This is a genomic window from Actinosynnema pretiosum (assembly GCF_024171695.1).
GTDB lineage: Bacteria > Actinomycetota > Actinomycetes > Mycobacteriales > Pseudonocardiaceae > Actinosynnema > Actinosynnema pretiosum.
The window spans coordinates 279678-300562 of sequence record NZ_JAMTCF010000003.1; the positions used below are offsets into that span (position 1 = coordinate 279678).

Here is a 20885-nt window from a genome sequence, read left to right on the forward strand (position 1 = left end):
GGGTTCGACCCGACGCGGTGCAGGGCGACGCGGTCGGGGCAGTGCGTGTCTGGGCAGTGCGGTGGGAGTGGTCCGGCGGGGGCGACGTGGCGGGGGCGACGTGGCGGGTTCGTGCTCGTCCGCCGGGGTCCGCGCGGCGCCAAGCGCTTGCGCGCCGGAGCGGCGGTCAGTTCTCCGAGGCCCGGCCGCGCCCGCGCAACCGGTCCTGCGCGTGCCCGACCAGCGCGTGCACCGGGATCGCGCCGTCGCTGGTCACCCAGCACACCCGCACCCCCGGCCGCACCCGCGCGCCCGACATCCGCACCGCGCGACCGGCCAGCTCGCCGACCCGCGCGGCGACCGCCTCGCCCGTCCCGTTCGGGTGCTCGGCCACCACCGCGAACTCGTCGCCGCCGTACCTGGCCACCGTGTGGTCCGCGCGCAAGCCAGCCCGCAGCCGCGCGCCCAGCACCACCAGCAGCTCGTCACCCCGGTGGAACCCGTGCGCCCGGTTCACCTCGGCCAGGTGCCGCACGTCCAGCAGCACCAGCGTGGCGAGCGTGCCGTGCGTGCGCGCCCGCACCAGCGCCTGGTCCAGCCGGTCCAGCAGCAGCGCCCGGCCGGGCAGCCCGGTCAGCGGGTCGACCAGACCCGCGCTGTGCGGCACGTCGGCCTGCACCGGGCGCAGCAGCACCAGCACCCGCTCGTCCAGCGGCTGGTACTCGGCCCACACCCGCGTGCGCGGCAGCACCACCGGCAGCACCAGCGTCGACCTGCTGCGCAGCACCTGCCTGGCCAGCTCGGCCCGCGACGGCAGCGGCGCGCCCGAGTCGTCGCGCGCCTCGCCCGCCGCGCCCAGCTCGGCGGCCACCCGGTTCTCCGCGAGCACCGCGCCCCGCGCGTCCAGGAGCAGCACGCCCACGGGCAGCTCCGCGATCAGCTCGTCCCAGGGACCGATCCGGGTGCGCATCGCAGTCGTGCCTCCCACCGGGGGCTGCATGGGCCTTCTTCGCAGCCTCCCCGCGCCGAGCTGGCATTTCAACACCTGCGCGACCACCCGGTCCGGTGATCTTTCAGCTGATCTTGCCCAGCGGCTCGTCGACGAGCCCGTCGGGAAGACCGCCGGTGCGCGTGGTGGCGAGACCGGCGAGCAGCGCCGCGAACGCGCCCTCGGACACGATCGGCACCCGGTACGCGCGGGCCCGTCTCGCCTTGGTCGACAGGGAGAACGGGTCGGCCGCGACCAGCAGCGCCGTGGCGCGCGTGACGTAACCGGAGTTCACCCGCAGGCCCGCGCCCAGCGCCCGGTCCACCCACACGTCGCGCGCGTCGTCCATCTGCCCGGTGAACACCACCAGGTCGCCCCGCGCCAACCGCGCCGAAGGCCCCTCGCCACCGCTCGCCGGAGCGCTGGACGGCGCCAGGTCCGCGGCGCCCCGCCGGACCTCGGGCACGTCCTCGCCGAGCGGCGGCAGGTCCAGCGCGCCCGCCGGGGGCGCCTCGGGCAGGCGCGCGAACAGCGCCGCCGCCGCGTGCGCGTCCGCCAGCGCCGAGTGCGCGTCCACCAGCGGCACCCCGGCGCCTGCGCAGCAGTCCCGCAGCGACCGCCGCCCACCCGACAACCGCATCGTGCACAGCCCGTCGAAGTCCGCGTCCACCCCGACCCGACCGAACTCGGCGGCCAGGAAGCGCGCGTCGAACGCCAGGTTGTGCGCCACCAGCACCCGCCCGGCCAACCGCCGCGCCAGCGCGCCCGCCGCCCGCGCGAACGTCGGCGCGCCCCACACGTCGGCGGCCCTGATCCGGTGCACGTGCTGCGGGCCGAGGTCCCGGCCGGGGTTCAGCAGCGTGCACCACTCGCCGGTGACCCGCCGGTCCCGGTCCAGCTGCACGACGGCCACCTCGACCACCCGGTCGGACCGCCGGAACCCGGTCGTCTCCACGTCGACCACCGCGTAACCCACGCCGACGAACCTACCGCCGGCCCGCCCGACCCCGGTCCGCCCACCCTCAGGGCACCTCCTGCAGGCCGAGCACCGACAGCAGCCGCAGCGCGTCGTGCCCCGGCGTGCCGGGCGGGGCGGTGAACAGCACCACGTGCTGGTCCCGCTCCGGCACCACCAGCACGTCGCAGTCCAGCGGGATCGGGCCGAGCCGGGGGTGCGCCACGACCTTCGCCATGCCGTGCTCGCCCGACACCTCGGCCACCCGCCACAGCTCCGCGAACTCGGCGCTGCCCCGCAGCAGCTCCCGCACCAGCTCCTGGACGCCCCGGTCGCGCGGGTAGCGGGCGGCCACCGCCCGCAGGTGCGCCGCCGCGAACCGGCTGAACTCGCCGCCGTCCTCGATCCCGTAGTGCCTGCGCGCCGGGTCTGGGTCCAGGAAGTACCGGCGGATCATGTTGCGCTCCCGAGGGGGCCGCGCCGAGAAGTCCTCCAGCAGCGCCGCCGCCAGCGGGTTCCACACCAGCACGTCGTACTTCGCGTCCAGCACCACCGCGGCGGTGTCCGGCAGCCGCTCCACCAGGTCCATCACCCGGTCGGGGACGTCGCGGGACACGCCCGGTGGTTCCGCGGGCCGCCCGCACAGCGCGTGCAGGTGGTCCCGCTCGGCGTCGGTGAGCCGCAGCGCCCTGCCCAGCGCGACCAGCACGTGCCGCGACGGCCGAGGACCGCGCGCCTGCTCCAGCCGCGTGTAGTACTGCGTCGAGATGTGCGCCAGCCCCGCCACCTCCTCGCGCCGCAGACCGGGGGTGCGGCGCGGTCCGCCCGAAGGCAGTCCCACGGTCCCCGGCGACAGCCGCTCGCGGTGCGACCGCAGGAAGCGGCCCAGCTCAGCCTTGTCCACGCCCCCGAGGATGCCGCCCGCGACCGCCGTCTGACAGGTACGGGCAGGGCCTGCCTGAGCGCTTCGCGGCGCGGCACGGTGGAGCCATGACCAAGACCGGACTGCTGGCCGACAAGATCGCGCTCGTCACCGGGGCCAGCCGGGGCATCGGCGCCGCCGCCGCCCGCCTGTTCACCGCCGAGGGCGCCACCGTGGTGCTCGCCGCGCGCAGCGAGGGCGCGCTCAAGTCCCTCGCCTCGGAGCTGCCAGGAGCCTCGTACGTGGTCACCGACCTGGGTGACAAGGAGAGCATCGACCACCTGGTGCGCACGGTCGTCGAGCGGCACGGCAGGCTCGACGTCGCGTTCAACAACGGCGGGACGGCCACCCCGCCCCACCCGCTCGCGGACGTGAGCGAGGACGACCTCGACCTGATCGTCCGGGTCAACTTCAAGGGCGTGTTCCACGCGGTGGCCGCCGAGGTCAAGGCCATGATCCCCACCGGCGGCGGCGCGATCGTCAACACCAGCAGCGTCGGCAGCCTGATCGCGAACCCCGCGCTGCCCGCCTACGCGGCGGCCAAGCGCGCGGTCAACAGCCTGACCGAGTCGGCGGCCGTCACCTACGGCAGCGCGGGCATCCGCGTGAACGCCATCGCGCCGGGCCTGACCCGCACCGAGATGGTCGACGACTGGGAGTCGCACGACCCCGGCGTGATCGACCGGATCGTCGCGTCCACCCCGCTCGGCAGGGCCGCCGCGCCCGAGGAGGTGGCGGAGGCCGCGGCCTGGCTGCTCAGCGACCGCGCCTCGTACGTGACCGGCGCGGTGCTCCCGGTGGCGGGCGGAACCGGCATCTGACCCGCGACGACGGGCCCGCGCCCTGACCGGTCACGGCGCGGGCTCCTCGCCGCTGGCCATCGCGATGGCCTCCTCGACCGTGTCCGCGATCGGGATGATCTCGTCGAAGCGGGCCAGCTCCAGCGCGTCCAGCACGGTCTCGCCCACCCCGGCCAGCGCGAGCGCGCCGCCGTTGGCCCGGACCTTGGCCAGCGCCCCGGCGAGCACCCCGAGCCCGTGGTGGTCGAGCGACTCGACCCGCTCCAGGTCCAGCACGACGAGGAACGCGCCCTCGTCGATCTCCTCGACCACCAGCTCCGTCCACAGCTTCGGGGAGGTGAACAGGTCCACCACCCCCGAGATCCCGGCGACGAGGAACGAGCCCTCGCCGTGGTCGACGCGGTGCTTGCTCACCTTCAGGCCCATGGGGGCGACCTCCCGTCGGTAGTGGGCGCTCGGTCCGGTGCGAACGCTGGTCTCGACCTGCCTCGATTCCTCGGCTCCTCCCCCGATGATGTCATCGAAGATCGGTTCCAGCCCTGCGGCGCGGCGGCGACCCGGCGCCCCGGCGAGCCGAGCGGCGCGGTGGCGCGGCCGAACCCGCAGGTGGCGCGCCTCCCGCTCTGTTCGGGCGTGGGCGAATCCGGTTATGGTCGGCTCGCGCGCCCAGGGGGTGGTCGACGTCGGACCGGGTCAGGTGACTGCGACAGCGGGCTCAGCCGAGCGGGCCGACGACGTCGTCGCGCTGGTCCGGCTGGCCGCCCAGCCCGACGCGGTCGGCGCGCTGCTCGACTGGCTCGCCCGGCGCACCGGTGGGACGGCGGTGCTGCTCGACGCCGGGGGCAGGACCCTCGCGGCGCCCGCGAGGCGGTCAGCGCCCCACCCGTCGGCGCTGGTCGTGGCCTCCGCCGCCGTGGCCGTCCTGCACCGCGACGGCGTGCCCTCGGCGGTGCTCGGCGGTGCGGACGGCGCCATCGACGTCGTCCGACTCGACGCGGCGGGCGGCGCGGCCCCGTACCTGGTGGTGGCGGGCAGGCCGGGGCACGGCGCCCCGCTCGCCGACGCCGCCCGGATCCTCGGCCTCGCCTGGCGGGTGGCACTGGCCGAGCGGGTCGCGTCGGCGCTGGCGCAGGGCCGCGAGGCCGTGCTGCACCTGCTGATGATCGGCAGCTTGGCCGCCGCCAGGCGGATCGCCGCGACCCTGGGACCGGGACTGCCGGACATGGCCCGCGTGCACGTGGTGGAGTGCCCGCCGGGCAGGCGTTCCCAGGTCGCCGACCAGGTCGAGCGCTTCGCGCGGGGACGCGCGTGGATCGTGCCCTGCCCGGTCCGCCCCCGGCACCTGATCGCGCTCGTCCCCCCGAGGCGGGAGCAGCGGGACCGGCCGGACCTGGACCGGCTGATCGCCGAGCACGTGCCGGAAGCCAGGACCGGCGTGAGCCAGGAGGTGCCGCTGAGCGAGACCGCGCTCGGCTACGAGCAGGCGTTCCACGCGCTGGCGTTGGCCAGGGGCGTGCCCGGCCGGTGCGCCCGGTTCGACCGGGACGCCGACCTCACCCCGTTCCTCGGCGCGGGCGGCCCGTCCTGGGCGGCCGGGTTCCTCGCGCCGTGCCTGACCCACGTGCCCGCGCGGCGGGCCGATCCCGGCGCCGAGGAGCTCCTGGCCACCCTGAACTCCTGGATCGCCTTCGACACCGGGGCCAGCCGCCACCTCAAGATCCACCGCAACACGCTGTCCGCGCGCCTGCGCCTGCTCGAAGCCCTGCTCGGCCTCGACCTGACCAGCGTCGCCGACCAGTCGGCGGCCTGGCTCGCCCTGCGCCTGCACACCACCCACCGCGCAGGCGCCGCCGCCACCACACCGGGCCCGGCGGGCGAGCTCGACGGCCTGCTGGCCACCCCGGTCGCGGGCGTCTGGGCCAGGTCCCGGCTGCGCCCGATCGACCGGGCGGGCGTCGAGACGGTCCTGGCCTGGCTGCGCGCCGACGCCCGGCTGCCCGCCACCGCGTCGGCGCTGGCCATCTCCGCACCGGCCACGCGCAAGCGGCTGACCAAGGTCGAGCGCGCGCTCGGCCGCTCGCTGCTGCACGCGCCCAGCGCCAAGCACGAGCTGTGGCTCGCCCCTGCGCGCGCTCGGCTCCCTCTGACCCGACCCGCCGGGAGCCGCGCTCACCGGTCACCGGGAAACCGGCGCGACCGGTGACCGTGCGGTCCGCAACTCGTCCCGCCCTGCAGCGGCCGGCTACGTCGGAGCAGCCGCAGGGGGACGGCCGGGACCGGGGGCGCAGCGCGCGACCGGTCCCAGCGCGCGGGGCAACCGGCGCGCGGAGGGTCTGCCCGGTGACCGCGACGGCCGTTCGTCCGTGGCTGGGGGTGGCGGTCACCGGGCGGCCCGCGCCCGCCCGGCGACCCCTCAGGTCAGCCCTGCGCCAGGTCCGTGAACCGGCTGTAGTGCAGCTGGTGGGCCACCGTGATCGTCGCGGTCGGCCCGGCGCGGTGCTTGGCGATGATCAGGTCGGCCTCGCCCGCGCGCGGGTCGTCGCGCTCCCAGGCGTCCGGGCGGTTGATCAGGATGACCATGTCCGCGTCCTGCTCCAGCGAGCCGGACTCGCGGAGGTCGGACAGCTGCGGCTTCTTGTCGGTGCGCTGCTCGGGACCTCGGTTCAGCTGGCTGATCGCGATCACCGGGACCTCCAGCTCCTTCGCGATCAGCTTCAGGTTCCGGGAGAACTCCGAGACCTCCTGCTGGCGGGACTCGGTCTTCTTGCCCGACGACATCAGCTGGAGGTAGTCCACCACCACGAGCCGCAGGTCGTGCCGCTGCTTGAGCCTTCGCGCCTTCGCCCGGATCTCCATCATGGTCAGGTTCGGCGAGTCGTCCACGAACAGCGGCGCCTCGCTGATCTCGCTCATCCGGCGCGCCAACCGGGTCCAGTCGTCGTCGCTCATGGTGCCACCGCGCATGTCGCCGAGGCGGATGCGCGCCTCGGCGGACAGCATCCGCATGACGATCTCGGTGCGGCTCATCTCCAGCGAGAAGATGGCGCTGGTCAGCCCGTGCTTGACCGAGCAGGACCTGGCGAAGTCCAGCCCCAGCGTCGAGTTGTGCGTCGGGATCATCGACCGACCGGCCAGGTACAGGTGGGCGGTGTTGTCGACCTCCACGCAGCGCACCGGCGCGCTCGCCACCGGCCGCACCTCGACCACGAGCCGCGCACCGGCGTCCCCGCGCTGCCCGAGGTCCTTGTGCTCCAGCCGCTTGCGCTCCACCCGGAAGACGTCGTCCCCGGCCTCGAAGACGACCCCGGTCCCGGTCCCGCCGCAGCGGTAGCCCAGGCCGACGACCAGCTCGCGCACGTCCCGCGCCAGGCCGTCGCCCGCCGCGTCGAACCGCACCGAGCCGTCCTCGGCCACCACCCCAGCGGTGTCCAGCAGCCCGGCGAGCAGCGCGCGCCGCTGCGGCTCGGACGCCCGCAGGTACCCGGCGGGGACGCGCTCGGATCCCAGCACGCCCGCGCCGTGCAGCAGGCCCTGCAGGGTGCCGCGCTCGCTGTGGCACTCCGGGCACTCGCGCACGCCGGTGGACGGCGTCCCGCAGCCCTGGCAGGCCGGGGAGGCGCGCACCGCGTAGCCGTCCGACTCCACGTTCCACAGCACCTCGGCGTCCTCCGAGGTGAACCGCGCGGACGCGGCGTGGCCGCCGAGCAGCACGCCCAGCGAGTAGGGCGCGATGGGCAGCGGCCGGTCGGGGAGCGCCAGCGGCGCGGCGTTCAGCACCGACGGGGTCTCGCCCCGGCCCAGCGCCTCGGCCAGCTCGGCGGTCGTGCGCACGGCGGAAGCCCCCGGCGCGCCGACCAGCCACTGGTGCGCGGCGTCGGCGAGCAGCACCGACCCGTCGGAGAACACCACCTCGTGGCAGGGCCTGCCCCGCAGCACCCCGGTCGCCGCGACGACCCGCGTCGGCAGGCCGTCCGCGTCGAGCAGGTGGTCGCCGACCTGGACCTCGCCCATCGTGGTCCACCCGGTCGGGGTGGCCAGCGGGGTGTCCAGGGCCAGCGCCTTGCCGACGCCGGGACGGGCCGCGACGATGATCATCTGACCGCCGTGCAGGCCGTTCGTCAGCTGGTCCAGGTCCGCGAAGCCGGTCGGGATGCCGAGGGACGAGCCGCCTCGCGAGGCGATGGCGTCGATCTCGTCCATGGTCGGCTGGAGCAGCTCCTCCAGCACCGCGTAGTCCTCGGTGGTGCGGCGCTCGGTCACCTCGTAGATGGCCGCCTGCGCCCGGTCCACCACCTCGTCCACGTCGGCGCCCTCGGCGCCGTTGTAGCCGAGCTGCACGATGCGCGTCCCGGCCTCGACGAGCCTGCGCAGCACCGCCTTCTCGGCGACGATCTCGGCGTAGTAGCTCGCGTTCGCCGCGGTGGGCACGGTCGCGATGAGGGTGTGCAGGTACGGCGCGCCGCCCACCCGCAGCAGCTCGCCCCTGCGCTCCAGCTCCGCGGACACCGTGATCGGGTCGGCGGGCTCGCCCCGGCCGTACAGGTCGAGGACGCAGTCGTACACCGCCTGGTGCGCCGGCCGGTAGAAGTCGTTCGGCGCGAGCACCTCGACGACGTCGGCGATCGCGTCCTTGCTCAGCAGCATCCCGCCGAGCACGGACTGCTCCGCGGCCAAGTCCTGGGGCGGCTGCCGTTCGAAGCTTGGCTCGGCCATGCCCCGGTCGTCCACCACCGCCACAGCGACCCACCCCAATCCGTTCGTGCCGACCGTTCTACCCCGGCTCCCCGGTATCGGCGAGGAGCCACGCACAGCGACACAGGGACGCTAGAGCCACCCGGACGGACCAAGCAACCGGGCCTGTGGACAAGCCTGTGGAGAACTTGGGGATGGTTTGGCCGAGCTGACCACAGGTCGCCTCGAACCTGTGGACAACTTGGGGACAACTCGACCTGTGATTCCAAAATTCCCAGGTCAGACCCTGTGAGTGAGTTGTGGAGAAATTAGTGGGTCACAACTTCGGCGTGTCGCGTGTTACTTGTCGCACGGCGTGTCGTGGCGACCCCGTCACAGCGAGTTCTCCACAGGGGCTGTGGACAACTCAGCAGAAAGCGCCGCCCACCCCGCGACGGGGCGGACGGCGCTTCCGGAGCGCACTCAGCCGACCGAGGAGACCTCGACGGGCAGCGACACGGTGACCTCGGGGTGCAGTCGGACGGTGACCGAGTGCTTGCCCAGGGTCTTGATGTGGCCCGCCAGGTCCACGGACCGCTTGTCCAGCGACGGGCCGCCCGCGGCGCGAACCGCGGACACGACGTCGGACGAGGTGACGGAGCCGAACAGCTTCTTGGAGCCCGCGGCGGCCTTGGCCTTCAGCGAGACGGAACCCAAGCCCTCCAGGGAGGCCTTGATCTCCTTCGCGTGGTCCAGGTCGCGGACGCGACGGGTCTCCTGCGCGCGGCGGATGACCTCGACCTGCTTGGCCGCGCCCTTGGTGGCGAGGATCGCCAGGCCGCGGGGCAGCAGGTAGTTGCGGCCGTAGCCGTCCTTGACCTCGACGATGTCGCCGGGGCCACCGAGGCCGCTGACATCAGCGGTGAGGATGAGCTTCACGGTGTTATCCCCCTTCTTCTTAGCGAGCGGTCGAGGTGTAGGGCAGCAGCGCCATCTCACGGGCGTTCTTCACCGCGATGGCGACATCGCGCTGGTGCTGGCTGCAGTTGCCGGTGACGCGACGAGCGCGGATCTTGCCCCGGTCCGAGATGTACTTCCGGAGCAGGGTGGTGTCCTTGTAGTCGATCAGGTTGGCGTTCTTGTCCTTGCAGAACGCGCAGACCTTCTTCTTGGGCTTGCGCACAGGCGGCTTGGCCATGTGTGTACTCCTGGAGTGACGCGGTGAGGTTCTGGGGTGACCGGTGCTGGTCTAGAAGGGAGGCTCGTCGGCGAAACCGCCGCCGGAACCCGCCGGAGGCGCGGAGCCCCACGGGTCGTCGGCCGGGGCGCCACCGCCACCACCGCGGGACTGCTGCTGGCCGCCGCCGTAGCCGCCACCGCCGCCGTCACCTCGGCTCACCTTGTTGACCTTCGCGGTCGCGTAGCGCAGCGAGGGGCCGATCTCGTCGACCTCCAGCTCCACGACGGTGCGCTTCTCGCCCTCCTTCGTCTCGAAGGAGCGCTGGCGGAGCCTGCCGGTGACGATCACCCGCGAACCGCGGGTCAACGTCTCGGCCACGTTCTCCGCGACCTGGCGCCACACGTTGCAGCGGAGGAAGAGCGCCTCGCCGTCCTTCCACTCGCCGGACTGGCGGTCGAAGGTGCGCGGGGTGGAGGCGACCGTGAAACCGGCCACCGCCGCACCGGACTGGGTGAAGCGCAGTTCCGGATCGGAGGTCAGGTTCCCGACCACCGTGATCGTCGTCTCGCCTGCCATGTCCGGTTCTCCCTCAGGCCTTGGCCTTAGCGGCGGCCCGCGCGGCGGCCTTGGCAGCTGCCTTGGCGGCCTTCGCGGGGTCGCGGCGCAGGACCTTGGTGCGCAGCACCGTCTCCTGCAGACCCAGCTGGCGGTCCAGCTCCTTCACGGCCTCGGGCGTCGAGAGGAGGTCGAGGACGGCGTAGATGCCCTCGGCGCTCTTGTTGATCTCGAAGCTCAGCCTGCGCTTGCCCCAGACGTCGACCTTCTCGACGTTGCCACCCGCCGTGCGGATGACGTTGAGGAACGTGTCGAGCGAGGGCGCGACCGTGCGCTCGTCGAGACTGGGGTCGAGGATGACCATCACTTCGTAATGACGCATGAAGACCACTCACCTCCTGTGGACTCACGGCCACGGGCTTTCCGTGGCAGGAGGGTCGTCGCGTCAGCAACCCGAACAGCCTACAGGGGTTCGGCCCGCTCGGTGAAACCGACTGGTCCGCGACGCGTTTCGGGCGCGCGGGAGGCGGGAACCCCGAGCGGTTCAAGATCATCGGTCGGGCCTTTCGCGCGGCCCGGCGGGCGCGCCTCGTCAGCGGGCGGACGTGCGGCGCAGCACCCAGGTGCGCACCAGCGCACCCGTCACGCACGCCAGCAGCACCACGGCCAGCAGCACCGGCGTCGCCACCCCGTTGGCCAGCCCCGGCAGCGCCCGCGCCCGCCCGGCCTCGTGGGCGTCCCCGCGATCGGCCGCCTGAGGCAGCCCCCGCCCCGCGCCGGGACCGCCGACCTCGCCGCGCGCCGCGAACGGCAGCGCCCCGTGCCCGAGCGCGGGCGCCTGGGTGAAGTCCGCGCCCCACCGCAGCAGGTCCCGCCCTGGGGCGGCGACGGCCGACGAGGTCCCGGTGGTCGCGCCCCGCCCCGTTCCCGAGCCCTGCCCCGGCAGCTCCTCGGGCTGCCGGGCGGGTGGCTGCTGCGGCTGCGGCTGCGGCGCGGGTGGCGCGGGCTGCTGGGGCGCTGGCCGCTGCGGCACGGGCGGCAGCACCTGCTCCACGACCGCCTCGGACGCGTCGGCCACCCCGCCCACGCCCTCCTGGACGGGCGCCACGACGGCGTTGACCCCGATCGCCGTCACCGAGCACAGCCCGCCCAGCACCCGGCCGACCCCGCCGGTCACGGTGGTCAGCACGGGACCGAGCAGCGGCAGCTCCCCCAGCGCCCCGTTGACCCGCGCGGCGATCTGGCCGCCGGTGACCACGCCCTGCCCGGTGGGGATCGCGCCGATCGGGATCGGCGGCAGCGCGGCGAACGCGGTCCGGAACGGCTCCGCCAGCCCCGGACCCAGCAGCGGGACCGCCCTGACCAGGTCGGTGACCGGCGCGAGCACGGCGGAGGTGCTCAGCGCGAGCGGCGTCCCCGGCTCGCCCCGCACCACCGTCCGGCACTCCCCCAGCACCACGGGTTCCGCCGCCGCCGCCGCCGTCCCCGCGCCCAGCCAGGCGGTCGTCCCGACCACGGCCAGCGCGGTCCCGGCGCCTGCCAAGCGGGTGCTTCGGGTGCGCATCGTCGCCTCCCGGTGCCGGGCCGCCGAGCGGTTCCGAGCGCTCTGGGCGGCGCACTTCCTACTTGTTGGTAACGAGCCTAGGGCCGCGCGCGGGCGCCTGCCGATCGGCGATCGGGTGCTCCTCGTCGTGGCGCTGCCGACCGGACCCCGCCCCGGCACGGCTACCCTGCACCTCATGCGCATCGGGGCTCACGTCCGAGACGACGATCCGCTCGCCGCCGCCGCCGAGCGCGGGGCCGAGGTGGTCCAGTTCTTCCTCAGCGACCCGCAGAGCTGGAAGGCGCCGGGGGCGCACCAGCACGCGCAGGCGCTCAAAGACTCCGAGCTCGACGTCTTCGTGCACGCCCCGTACCTGATCAACGTGGCCTCGCTGAACAACCGCGTCCGCATCCCGTCCCGCAAGGCGGTGGTGCAGCACGCGGCGCGCGCGGCCGAGGTCGGCGCGCTGGGGCTGATCGTGCACGGCGGGCACGTCACCAAGGACGACGACCCGGCCGACGGCATCGCCAACTGGCGCAAGCTGTTCGAGCGGCAGGTCGACGACGGCGGCTTCGGGGTGCCGATCCTGATCGAGAACACGGCGGGCGGCGACAACGCCATGGCCCGCTCGTTCGACCGCCTCGGCAGGCTGTGGGACGCGGTGGGCGAGTTCGGCGCCGGGTTCTGCCTGGACACCTGCCACGCGTTCGCCGCCGGTGAGGACCTGGTCGGCGTCGTGGAGCGGGTCAAGGCGCTCACCGGCCGGATCGACCTGGTGCACCTGAACAACTCCCGCGACGAGTTCGGCTCGTCCAGGGACCGGCACGCGAACGTCGAATCGGGCAAGATCGACCCCGAGCAGCTCGTCGCGGTGTGCGCCTCGGCGGGCGCGCCGGTCCTGGTGGAGACGCCCGGTGACGGCCAGGCGGCCGACATCGCCTACCTCCGCGAGCACCTGGCCCGATGAGCACGACACGGGAGGCGGTGGCCCCGCTGGTGGACGACGCCGGTACGCGCACCCGGCGGTTCGGCCGCGCGGCGCTGGCCGCGCTGGTCCTCCTGTGCGGGCTGACCCTGCTCGCCGGGTACGCCAACAAGGACCGCTGCACCGGGCCCGAGTTCAACCAGTGGGGCCGGACCGAGCCGGACTACGACGTGCGCAACAAGCAGGAGGTCTGCTACTCCGACATCCAGCACCTCTGGATCGGGCGCGACGTCGACCGGCACGTGTTCCCCTACGTGCACGGCGGGATCACGCCCAAGGGCGTGCTGATCGGCGGCGTGGTCGAGTACCCGGTGCTGACCGGCCTGCTGATCTGGGGCGGTGCGATCTTCGCGCACACCGACGCCGAGTTCCTGCTGTTCTCCGCGCTGCTGATGGCCCCGTTCGGGCTGGCCACCGGCTGGCTGCTGGGCAAGCTGGCCCGCTGGCGCGCGCTGCTGTGGGCGATCGGCCCGCCGCTCGTGCTGTACGCGTACCACAACTGGGACCTGCCGGTGGTGTTCTGCGCGGTCGCCGCGGCCTACGTGGTGCAGCGCGGCTGGGGGCGCAGGGGCGCGGACCGGCCGCTGCTCGACCGGGCGCTGGTGGCGTCCGTGCTGCTGGGGCTCGGGTTCGCGTTCAAGATCTACCCGGCGATCTTCGTGCTGCCGCTGGCGCTGCACGTGCTGACCGCGCAGCGCGGCCGGTACGACGTGGTGGGCGCGGTGAAGGTCGCGCTGGCCTCGATCGTGACGGTCGTGGTGGTGAACCTGCCGTTCGCGGTCTTCGGCCTGGAGGGCTGGAAGGCGTCGTTCGCGTTCCAGGGGATGCGGCGGGTGGACATCACCACCAACTCCATCTGGTACTGGTCGATGCGCCCGTTCATGAGCGACGACGCGATGCAGGCGATCGTCGGGGTGCTGTCGCCGATGACGATGCTGATCTCGTTCGGCCTGGCCTGCTGGGTCGGCTGGCTGCGCTGGACCCGCGAGGGCGTCTACCCGTGGATCCCGGTCTCGGCCGCGATGCTGTGCGGGTTCCTGCTGCTGCACAAGGTGCACTCGCCGCAGTACACGCTGTGGCTGGTGCCGATGCTGGTGCTGATGCGGGTGCCGCTGGCCTGGTCGTTCGCCTACTTCGCCGCCGACCTGGCGATGGGGATCGGGATCTTCCGCTGGTACTACGCGATCGAGCAGGGGCAGCCGTCGGGCATCTACGACGGGTTCTCCGCGCAGGCCGTGGTGATCGGCGTGTGGGGCCGGGCCGCGCTGCTGGTGGCGCTGTTCTACCTCTTCCTCAAGTCGGACGTGGTGCCGTCCGCCCGCGAGCGGATCACCGCCCACCTCGCGCCGTCGCCACCGCCGTCGCCCGCGCAGGCCTGACGGCCCCGGAGCCCCGAAGGCCCCGACGACGCCGAAGGCGCCCTTCCCACAGCGGGGAGGGCGCCTTCGGCGTAGTCGGGCCGGAGCGCGCGGCTCAGGCGGGCGTGGCCGTCCGGTCGGCGGGCCGCAGCCGCAGCACCCTGCGGTCGGGGGCGCCGTCGAGCACGCCGCCCGCAGGGTCGTCGTCACCGGAGACCCGGACCAGGTCGAGCGAGGGCTTGTAGATCTCCCGCAGCACCACGACGCACAGCAGCAGCACCATCGCGTCCCGCAGCAGCACCGCGCCGAGGAACCAGTCGATCGGCAGGCCCTTGTTCTCCTCGCCGAGGTAGAAGAACATCCGGGGCACCCACACCAGCGCGTCCACCGTCATCCAGGCCAGCAGCAGCTTCCACCTCGGCACCGCCAGCACGGCCAGCGGCACCAGCCACAGCGAGTACTGCGGGCTCCACACCTTGTTGGTCAGCAGGAACGCCGCCACCACCAGGAAGCACAGCTGCGCCAGCCGGGGTCTGGTCGGCGCGGACAGCGCCACGACCGCGATCCCCGCGCAGCACAGCAGGAACAGCGCGGCGGTGACCGCGTTCAGCACGGCGGGCGGCTCGCGGAAGCCGAGGCCGGGGTCGAACCCGGTCCAGCCGGTCCACTGCACCAGCACGTTGTAGATCGTGTCCGGGTCCACGCCCCGGAGGGTGTTGAGCCGGAAGAACTCGCCCCAGCCCTCCGGGTAGGCCAGCCGGATCGGCAGGTTCACCGCCAGCCACGCCAGCGCGGCGGCCAGCACGGTGTTCAGCGCCTCGCGCATCTTCCCGGACCGGAAGCACAGCAGCACCAGCGGTCCGAGCAGGAACAGCGGGTACAGCTTGGCGGCGGCGCCGAGACCGATCAGCGCGCCCGCCAGGATCGGCTTGCTGCGCGCCCAGGCGAGCATCCCGGCCGTGGCGAACGCGGTGGCCAGCGTGTCGAAGTTGGTGAACGCGTGCACCAGCACCAGCGGCGAGACGGCGACCAGCGCCGCGTCCCACGGCCTGCGGCGGGCGATCCGCAGCGTCGCCCACGCGGTGACCAGCCAGGCCAGCCCCAGCCACAGCGCGGTGAAGTCGAAGTACACGATGACGGTCATCGGCGAGGGCAGCAGGCCGGTGCTCTCCGCGATCGCGGTCCAGCCCTGCGCCATGCGCGCGTTGACCCACTGGAACAGGCCGGTGAGCACCGGGTACTCCATGTACCGGATGTGCTCGGTCGGCTTGCCCTGGTCGTCGAACCAGTGCGTCTTGTAGGGGAACATCCCCGGCTGGTCGAGCCGCTCCGCCGTGTACAGCGGGATGGTGTCGGAGTAGCACATGGCGGTGTACTGCTTGCCGCCCCGCCAGTCGAGCTGCACGACCCCGTTGGAGTCCACGTACTGCTGGATGCAGGGGGACTTCTGCAGGAACGCCAGCGACAGCGTCACCAGGGTCAGCAGCAGCACCACCCGCAGCGGTGTCCAGAACCACTGCCTGCCCAGCGAGGCGTGCCTGCCCGCCGGTCCGCCGAACGGCCTGCTCAAGCCTCTGGCTAGCGACTCCGTCCACGTCGGGTGCACCCGTTCCTCGGGTGTGAGCGAGTCGGTGTCTTCGGCTGACGCCTGGGAGTGCTGCGAAGGACTGGCCACCCGCCGGATGCTACGGGTAGCTCTGCGCGACGGACAGCAAGCCCGCAGCGCGGGTCCGGGTGGTTCCGGAAAGCGCGAGGGGCGCGCACCCCGTGGTGGGATGCGCGCCCCTCGTCAGCGGACGTGCGGTCAGCCTCCGCCGTCGTTCCGGCCGCCGCCGCCGACAGCCGGATCGGGGTTCGGACCCCCGGTCGGCCTCGGGTCGGGCGGGCACAGGCCCGGCAGGCACGTGATGCCCGTGTTGGGCGTCGACGAGCTGTTGCCGTTGCTCCTCGACGGAGACGGCGGGGTCGACTCGTCCTCGTCCTCCTCGCGGCTCCTGGACGTCGAGGACGGCGGCGCGGAGGACGGCGTGCTCGGCTTGGCCGAGGAGGTCTTCACCGGGTTGTTGTACTGGCCCAGGGGCTTGGCCTTGTCGAAGGTCTCCTTCGGAGTCCCGTCGAGGGCCTTGTCCATGAACTTCTTCCAGATCTGACCCGGCAGGCCGCCACCGAAGATGGGCTGGCCCGCGGCGTTCTTCAGCGCCACGTTGCCCTCGTTGCGGCCCATCCACACCGAGGCCGACAGCGACTTGGTGTAGCCGACCATCCACGCCTTCGAGTTCTGCGAGGCGTCGTCCGGGAGCTCGTGCGTGCCGGTCTTGCCCGCGCACTCGCGGCCACCCGCGCACGCGATCTTCGAGTGCTGCGGGATCGGCTTGAGCGCCTCGGTCACGTTGTCCGCGATGTCCCGGTTGAGCTGGGAGTTGGTCGTGTCGAAGGCGTCGCGCTTCTGGTCGATGTGCTGGTGCAGGATGGTCTCGCCCGACGAGTCGGTGATCTTCGAGACGAAGAACGGCTCGTGGTGGACGCCGCGCGCCGCGAACGTCGCGTAGGCCGAGGCCATGTCGAACGGGCGCACCCGCGCGACGTCACCGCCCAGCGCGATACCGGTGTTGGGCTTGCCGCCGCCCTCGCCGACCAGGGTGTCGATCTTCTGACCGCCGACCGAGACCTGCTTCGGGATGCCCGCGGCCCAGGCCGCCTCGGCCACCGCGTCGGCGCCGGTGTGGTTGAACACCAGGTCGTAGAACACGGTGTTCAGCGACAGCCTCATCGCCTCGCGCAGCGGGCACTCCGGGCCGCACGAGTTGGTGGGGTCGGAGGCGTTGCGGATCTTGGTGTCCATGCCGGGGAACGACTTGGGCGACACGCCGTCGAACGGGGAGCCGAGGCCGAACCCGTCCTCCAGCGCCGCCACCAGGTCGAAGGGCTTGAACGACGAGCCCGCTTCCTGGATGGTGCCGGTGGCGTAGTCCAGGCCCATGCCGTCGGAGCCGCCGTAGTAGGCGAGCACCGCGCCGGTCTTCGGGTCGATGCCGGTGAGCGAGGTCTTCAGCTCCTCGGGCTCGCCCTTCATGACCTCGTTGACCGCGTCCTCGGCGGCCTGCTGCATCTTCTGGTCGATCGTGGTGTGGATGACGACGCCCTTGCGACCCGCGTCCTCCTGGGTCATCCCGATCGGGTCCCTGGACATCTCGTAGAACACCTGCTGCTGGATGAACGCCCTGGGACCGGTCAGCGCGTTCTCGGTGACCTCCTCCAGCGGCGCCATCGGCGGCTGCTGCATCGAGTCCGCGGTGGCCTGGTCGATCATGCTGTTCTTGACCAGCTGGCCCCGCACGTACTCCCAGCGCTCCTTGACGTACTCCGTCTCCTCGGAGCGGCCGGGGTTCTGGATCATGCCCGCGAGGAGGGCGGCCTCGGCCTGCGAGATGTCCTTCAGGTCCTTGTTGAAGTACATCTTCGCGGCGGTCTTCACGCCGTACGCCGACCTGCCGAAGTAGATCGTGTTCAGGTAGGCCGCGAGGATGTCCTCCTTCTTCTGCTGCTTGGACATCTTGTACGCGCGGACCATCTCGTTGAACTTGCGCGTGAGGGTCGCGGACTCGTCCTCGGTGGCCTTCTTGACGTACTGCTGCGTCAGGCCCGAGCCACCGCTGTCGCCGCCCTTGATCTGGTACCAGACCGCGCGGGCGATCGCCGTGAAGTCGAAGCCGGGGTTCGTCATGAACGTCGGGTCCTCGGCGGCGAAGACGGCGTTCTTGACGACCTCGGGCAGCTCCTCGTAGGTGATCATCGACCGGTTGGACCCGCTGTCCGCGATCGTGGTCATCGGGGACCCGTCGGCGTACAGGATCGTGATCGCCTTGCCCTGCTGGGCGGCGATGTCCTCCGGGTTCGGGACGTCGATCACCTGGTAGGCGATCGCGAAGGCGACCACCGGCGACAGGATCATCAGGCCGAGCGCCACGTAGGAGACCCGGCGGACGCGCCGCCAGATCTTCTTGCGGCGCAGGGCGCGCTCCTCGTCGTCGGTCAGCTCGTCGTCGTAGTCGTCCTCGTCGCCCTCGTAGAAGGCGTCGATCTCCTCGTCGGCCTCGCGGTGCGTGAGCAGGTCGGGCTCGCGCTTCGGCGGTGGCGGCGGGGTGAGCGCGGGCAGCATGTCCGTCGGCTCTTCGCCGGGCCTGCGCTCGGGGCCGGGGCCGCCGGGGCGGCGCGGACCGCCGGGACCACCCGCGCCCAGGTGCCCGCCGGGCGGCACGGGGCCACCGGGGCCGGGGCGCCGCGGACCGCCGGGGGGCATGGGGGGCCGCATGGGGCCACCGGGGGGAGGGCCGCCCAGGGGGCCGCCGGGTCCACCGGGTGTGCCGGGCGCGCCGCCGCCGGGTGTGCCGGGACCGCCTGCCCGAGGGCCGGGACCCGCACCGGGGCCGGGCTGCCGGGGGGGCGGACCGCCGGGTGAGCCGGGGCGCGCGAAACCGCCGGGCGGCATGTTCCGCTCCGGCTGGTCCTGGGCGCCCCGGCGCGGGGGCATCGCCCCGCCGTCCGGGTCCTCCCCGGTCGGCCACTGCGGCTCCCCGCCACCGTGCCTGTCGTCATGCTGGTCGTTCACGAAAAGGCCTCCCAGACCGGCGCGCCGAGTGCGCGCGGTTCGGTGGTCACACCAACCGCACCGGGAGCGGGGTCACTCCGACGCGGTCCTGCGGCGGGGTTTGGTCGAGCCAATCCCCCGCGTCCCCAGGACGTATGACTGCACCAGGTGGTTCCAACTGCACGTGCGGCAAACTTCAACCACGTAGACGGAGAACTCCTCGAAGAGGTTAGCCATCCGCCCGAGCTCCTCCGGCGTGCGCGCGGACCCTGCCGCGTGCTTGAGCTCGTCACCGTAGACCCAGGACACCAGGGTGAGCGGTTCCTTGCGGCACACCGGGCACGTCACGTCGCTCGGCTCGCCGTGGAACTTCGCAGCTCGCAGCAGGTACGGGCTGGCGTCGCACACCTCCATGGTGCCCACCCGGCCAGCGTGGACCCCCGCCAGCAGCGCTCTGCGCTGCAGGGCGTAGTCCACGACCTGGCGTTGGGTCAGCACGGCCCCCAGAGTACGTGGCCCCCCGATCCCGCCGGAGGGCCGTTCAGGCCAGTGGCGCTCGTCACAGTGCCACTGTGTGCGAGATGACACAGCTCCAGGAGGGTCGGATGTATCGCGTCGATATACTCGGTTCACCCATCGGCGTGCGGATCAGGGGGTGATCTCGTGTTGGAGTTCGCGATCCTGGGCCTGCTGCACGAGGCGCCCATGCACGGCTACGAGCTGCGCAAGCGGCTGCACGGCCTGCTCGGGGCGTTCAGGGCCTTCTCCTACGGGGCCCTGTACCCCGCGCTGCGCCGCTTGCAACGCGACGGGCTGATCGTGGAGGAGGTCCCCGGCGAGGAGGAGCGCGCCTGGAACCGCCGGACGCGGAAGGTCTACCGGCTGACCGCTGAGGGCAAGGAGAGGTTCGGGGAGCTGCTGGCCGACGCCGGGCCGCAGACCTGGGACGACGACTCGTTCGGCGTGCACCTCGCCTTCTTCTCCCGGACGCCCGCCGAGGTCAGGGTGCGCATCCTCGAAGGCCGCAGGCGGCGGGTCGAGGAGCGCAGGGAGGGCCTGCGGTCCTCCTTAGCCGAGACCGGGGAGCGGATCGACCGCTACACCCGCGAGCTGCACCGCATGGGGTTGGAGAGCAGCGAGCGCGAGGTGCGGTGGCTCAACGAGCTGATCGCCCACGAGCAGGCCGAACTGGGTGAGCGGGACGAATGACTGACGCAGAACAAGAAGGAGGACTCGGCATGGGCGACAAGCGCCGCACTGTTCGAGTGGCCATCGTCGGAGTGGGCAACTGCGCGGCGTCGCTGGTGCAGGGTGTCCAGTACTACCGCGATGCCGACCCGGCCACGCGCGTTCCCGGCCTGATGCACGTCCAGTTCGGCGACTACCACGTGCGCGACGTCGAGTTCGTCGCCGCGTTCGACGTGGACGCCAAGAAGGTCGGGACAGACCTCTCGGAGGCGATCTTCGCCAGCGAGAACAACACCATCAAGCTCGCGGACGTGCCGCCCCTCGGCGTGACCGTGCAGCGCGGCCACACCTACGACGGCCTCGGCAAGTTCTACCTGGAGACCATCGAGGAGTCCGACGCCGAGCCCGTGGACGTCGTCGCGGCGCTGCGCGAGGCCGAGGTCGACGTGCTGGTGTCCTACCTGCCGGTGGGCTCCGAGGACGCGGACCGCTTCTACGCGCAGGCGTGCATCGACGCGGGCGTGGCGTTCGTGAACGCCCTGCCGGTGTTCATCGCCTCCGACCCCGAGTGGGCCGAGAAGTTCCGCGCGGCGGGCGTGCCGATCGTCGGCGACGACATCAAGTCCCAGGTCGGCGCGACCATCACGCACCGCGTGCTGGCCAAGCTGTTCGAGGACCGGGGCGTCCAGCTCGACCGCACCATGCAGCTGAACGTGGGCGGCAACATGGACTTCCTGAACATGAAGGAGATGGAGCGCCTGGAGTCCAAGAAGGTCTCCAAGACGCAGGCCGTCACCTCCCAGGTCGACCGGGACATGGGCAAGCGGAACGTCCACATCGGACCGTCGGACTACGTGGCGTGGCTCGACGACCGCAAGTGGGCGTACGTGCGGCTCGAGGGCCGGGCGTTCGGCGACGTGCCGCTGAACCTGGAGTACAAGCTCGAGGTGTGGGACTCGCCGAACTCGGCGGGCATCATCATCGACGCGGTGCGCGCGGCGAAGATCGCCCTGGACCGGGGGATCGGCGGGCCGATCCTGTCGGCGTCGTCGTACTTCATGAAGTCCCCGCCGGAGCAGTACGACGACACCGAGGCGCGCGAGGCCGTGGAGAAGTTCATCCGCGGCGAGGTCGAGCGCTGAGCTGACGTCCGGGTTCTCCGACGAGCCGGGC

At 72.8% G+C, this 20885-nt stretch carries 19 protein-coding genes; 6 read left to right on the forward strand and 13 right to left on the reverse strand.

Annotated features, from left to right (window positions below):
• Window positions 1–166 precede the first annotated feature (166 nt).
• The 3 genes from LV78_RS07655 to LV78_RS07665 form a co-directional block, all read right to left on the reverse strand.
• The gene (locus tag LV78_RS07655; RefSeq protein ID WP_253844015.1) at window positions 167–949 is read right to left on the reverse strand and encodes a diguanylate cyclase domain-containing protein; all 783 of its coding nucleotides are present in this window, start codon (window positions 947–949) and stop codon (window positions 167–169) included.
• 103 nt (window positions 950–1052) lie between these two features.
• Window positions 1053–1943: an exonuclease domain-containing protein gene (locus LV78_RS07660; protein ID WP_253844016.1), complete on the reverse strand. Its 891-nt coding sequence runs from the start codon at window positions 1941–1943 to the stop codon at window positions 1053–1055.
• Between the two features lie 46 nt (window positions 1944–1989).
• Window positions 1990–2826, reverse strand: coding sequence for a helix-turn-helix transcriptional regulator (locus LV78_RS07665; protein ID WP_253844017.1), 837 nt, complete (start codon window positions 2824–2826; stop codon window positions 1990–1992).
• An 86-nt stretch (window positions 2827–2912) separates the two neighbouring features.
• On the opposite strand from LV78_RS07665, the gene LV78_RS07670 reads away from it, so the two are divergent.
• Window positions 2913–3665, forward strand: a complete 753-nt coding sequence (locus LV78_RS07670) for an SDR family NAD(P)-dependent oxidoreductase (protein WP_253844018.1) — start codon at window positions 2913–2915, stop codon at window positions 3663–3665.
• Between the two features lie 30 nt (window positions 3666–3695).
• Here LV78_RS07670 and LV78_RS07675 read toward each other — a convergent pair whose 3' ends face one another.
• Window positions 3696–4070 carry an STAS domain-containing protein gene (locus LV78_RS07675; RefSeq protein ID WP_096497487.1) on the reverse strand — a complete coding sequence of 125 codons (375 nt, stop codon included), beginning with the start codon at window positions 4068–4070 and terminating at the stop codon, window positions 3696–3698.
• Between the two features lie 271 nt (window positions 4071–4341).
• Between LV78_RS07675 and LV78_RS07680 the strand changes: the two genes are divergently transcribed.
• Window positions 4342–5847 carry a helix-turn-helix domain-containing protein gene (locus tag LV78_RS07680; RefSeq protein ID WP_253844019.1) on the forward strand — a complete coding sequence of 502 codons (1506 nt, stop codon included), beginning with the start codon at window positions 4342–4344 and terminating at the stop codon, window positions 5845–5847.
• A 215-nt stretch (window positions 5848–6062) separates the two neighbouring features.
• Here LV78_RS07680 and dnaB read toward each other — a convergent pair whose 3' ends face one another.
• The 6 genes from dnaB to LV78_RS07710 all read right to left on the reverse strand — a co-directional run bounded on the left by dnaB (window position 6063) and on the right by LV78_RS07710 (window position 11614).
• Window positions 6063–8381 (reverse strand): replicative DNA helicase, encoded by a 2319-nt coding sequence (gene dnaB, locus LV78_RS07685; protein ID WP_425546826.1) that lies wholly within the window; start codon window positions 8379–8381, stop codon window positions 6063–6065.
• 417 nt (window positions 8382–8798) lie between these two features.
• A complete protein-coding gene (gene rplI, locus LV78_RS07690) occupies window positions 8799–9254 on the reverse strand; it encodes a 50S ribosomal protein L9 (RefSeq protein WP_253844020.1) in 456 nt (151 codons plus the stop codon).
• A gap of 19 nt (window positions 9255–9273) precedes the next feature.
• Window positions 9274–9513, reverse strand: a complete 240-nt coding sequence (rpsR, locus tag LV78_RS07695) for a 30S ribosomal protein S18 (RefSeq protein WP_253844021.1) — start codon at window positions 9511–9513, stop codon at window positions 9274–9276.
• Window positions 9514–9564: 51 nt separating this feature from the next.
• Window positions 9565–10071: a single-stranded DNA-binding protein gene (locus LV78_RS07700; protein ID WP_015805709.1), complete on the reverse strand. Its 507-nt coding sequence runs from the start codon at window positions 10069–10071 to the stop codon at window positions 9565–9567.
• 13 nt (window positions 10072–10084) lie between these two features.
• Complete coding sequence (gene rpsF, locus LV78_RS07705) at window positions 10085–10432, reverse strand: 30S ribosomal protein S6 (protein ID WP_253844022.1); 348 nt, start codon at window positions 10430–10432, stop codon at window positions 10085–10087.
• 210 nt (window positions 10433–10642) lie between these two features.
• Window positions 10643–11614: a hypothetical protein gene (locus LV78_RS07710; protein ID WP_253844023.1), complete on the reverse strand. Its 972-nt coding sequence runs from the start codon at window positions 11612–11614 to the stop codon at window positions 10643–10645.
• A 175-nt stretch (window positions 11615–11789) separates the two neighbouring features.
• Between LV78_RS07710 and LV78_RS07715 the strand changes: the two genes are divergently transcribed.
• Both LV78_RS07715 and LV78_RS07720 read left to right on the forward strand, forming a co-directional pair.
• Complete coding sequence (locus LV78_RS07715; protein WP_253844024.1) at window positions 11790–12560, forward strand: deoxyribonuclease IV; 771 nt, start codon at window positions 11790–11792, stop codon at window positions 12558–12560.
• Complete coding sequence (locus LV78_RS07720; RefSeq protein ID WP_253844025.1) at window positions 12557–13957, forward strand: glycosyltransferase family 87 protein; 1401 nt, start codon at window positions 12557–12559, stop codon at window positions 13955–13957. Before LV78_RS07715 ends, LV78_RS07720 begins: the two co-directional genes overlap by 4 nt.
• A gap of 94 nt (window positions 13958–14051) precedes the next feature.
• On the opposite strand, the gene LV78_RS07725 is transcribed toward LV78_RS07720, so the two are convergent.
• From LV78_RS07725 to LV78_RS07740, 3 genes are all read right to left on the reverse strand, one after another.
• Window positions 14052–15611 (reverse strand): glycosyltransferase family 87 protein, encoded by a 1560-nt coding sequence (locus LV78_RS07725; RefSeq protein ID WP_253844026.1) that lies wholly within the window; start codon window positions 15609–15611, stop codon window positions 14052–14054.
• Window positions 15612–15740: 129 nt separating this feature from the next.
• The gene (locus LV78_RS07730) at window positions 15741–18194 is read right to left on the reverse strand and encodes a transglycosylase domain-containing protein (RefSeq protein ID WP_253844326.1); all 2454 of its coding nucleotides are present in this window, start codon (window positions 18192–18194) and stop codon (window positions 15741–15743) included.
• Window positions 18195–18617: 423 nt separating this feature from the next.
• The gene (locus LV78_RS07740) at window positions 18618–19022 is read right to left on the reverse strand and encodes a DUF5318 domain-containing protein (RefSeq protein ID WP_015805702.1); all 405 of its coding nucleotides are present in this window, start codon (window positions 19020–19022) and stop codon (window positions 18618–18620) included.
• 165 nt (window positions 19023–19187) lie between these two features.
• Here LV78_RS07740 and LV78_RS07745 point away from each other — a divergent pair, with 165 nt between their 5' ends.
• Together LV78_RS07745 and LV78_RS07750 are read left to right on the forward strand one after the other, a co-directional pair.
• Window positions 19188–19733 carry a PadR family transcriptional regulator gene (locus tag LV78_RS07745; RefSeq protein WP_253844027.1) on the forward strand — a complete coding sequence of 182 codons (546 nt, stop codon included), beginning with the start codon at window positions 19188–19190 and terminating at the stop codon, window positions 19731–19733.
• Between the two features lie 29 nt (window positions 19734–19762).
• On the forward strand, window positions 19763–20854 hold the full coding sequence (locus LV78_RS07750) for an inositol-3-phosphate synthase (protein ID WP_096497480.1): 1092 nt from the start codon (window positions 19763–19765) through the stop codon (window positions 20852–20854).
• The last annotated feature ends 31 nt before the right edge of the window (window positions 20855–20885 follow it).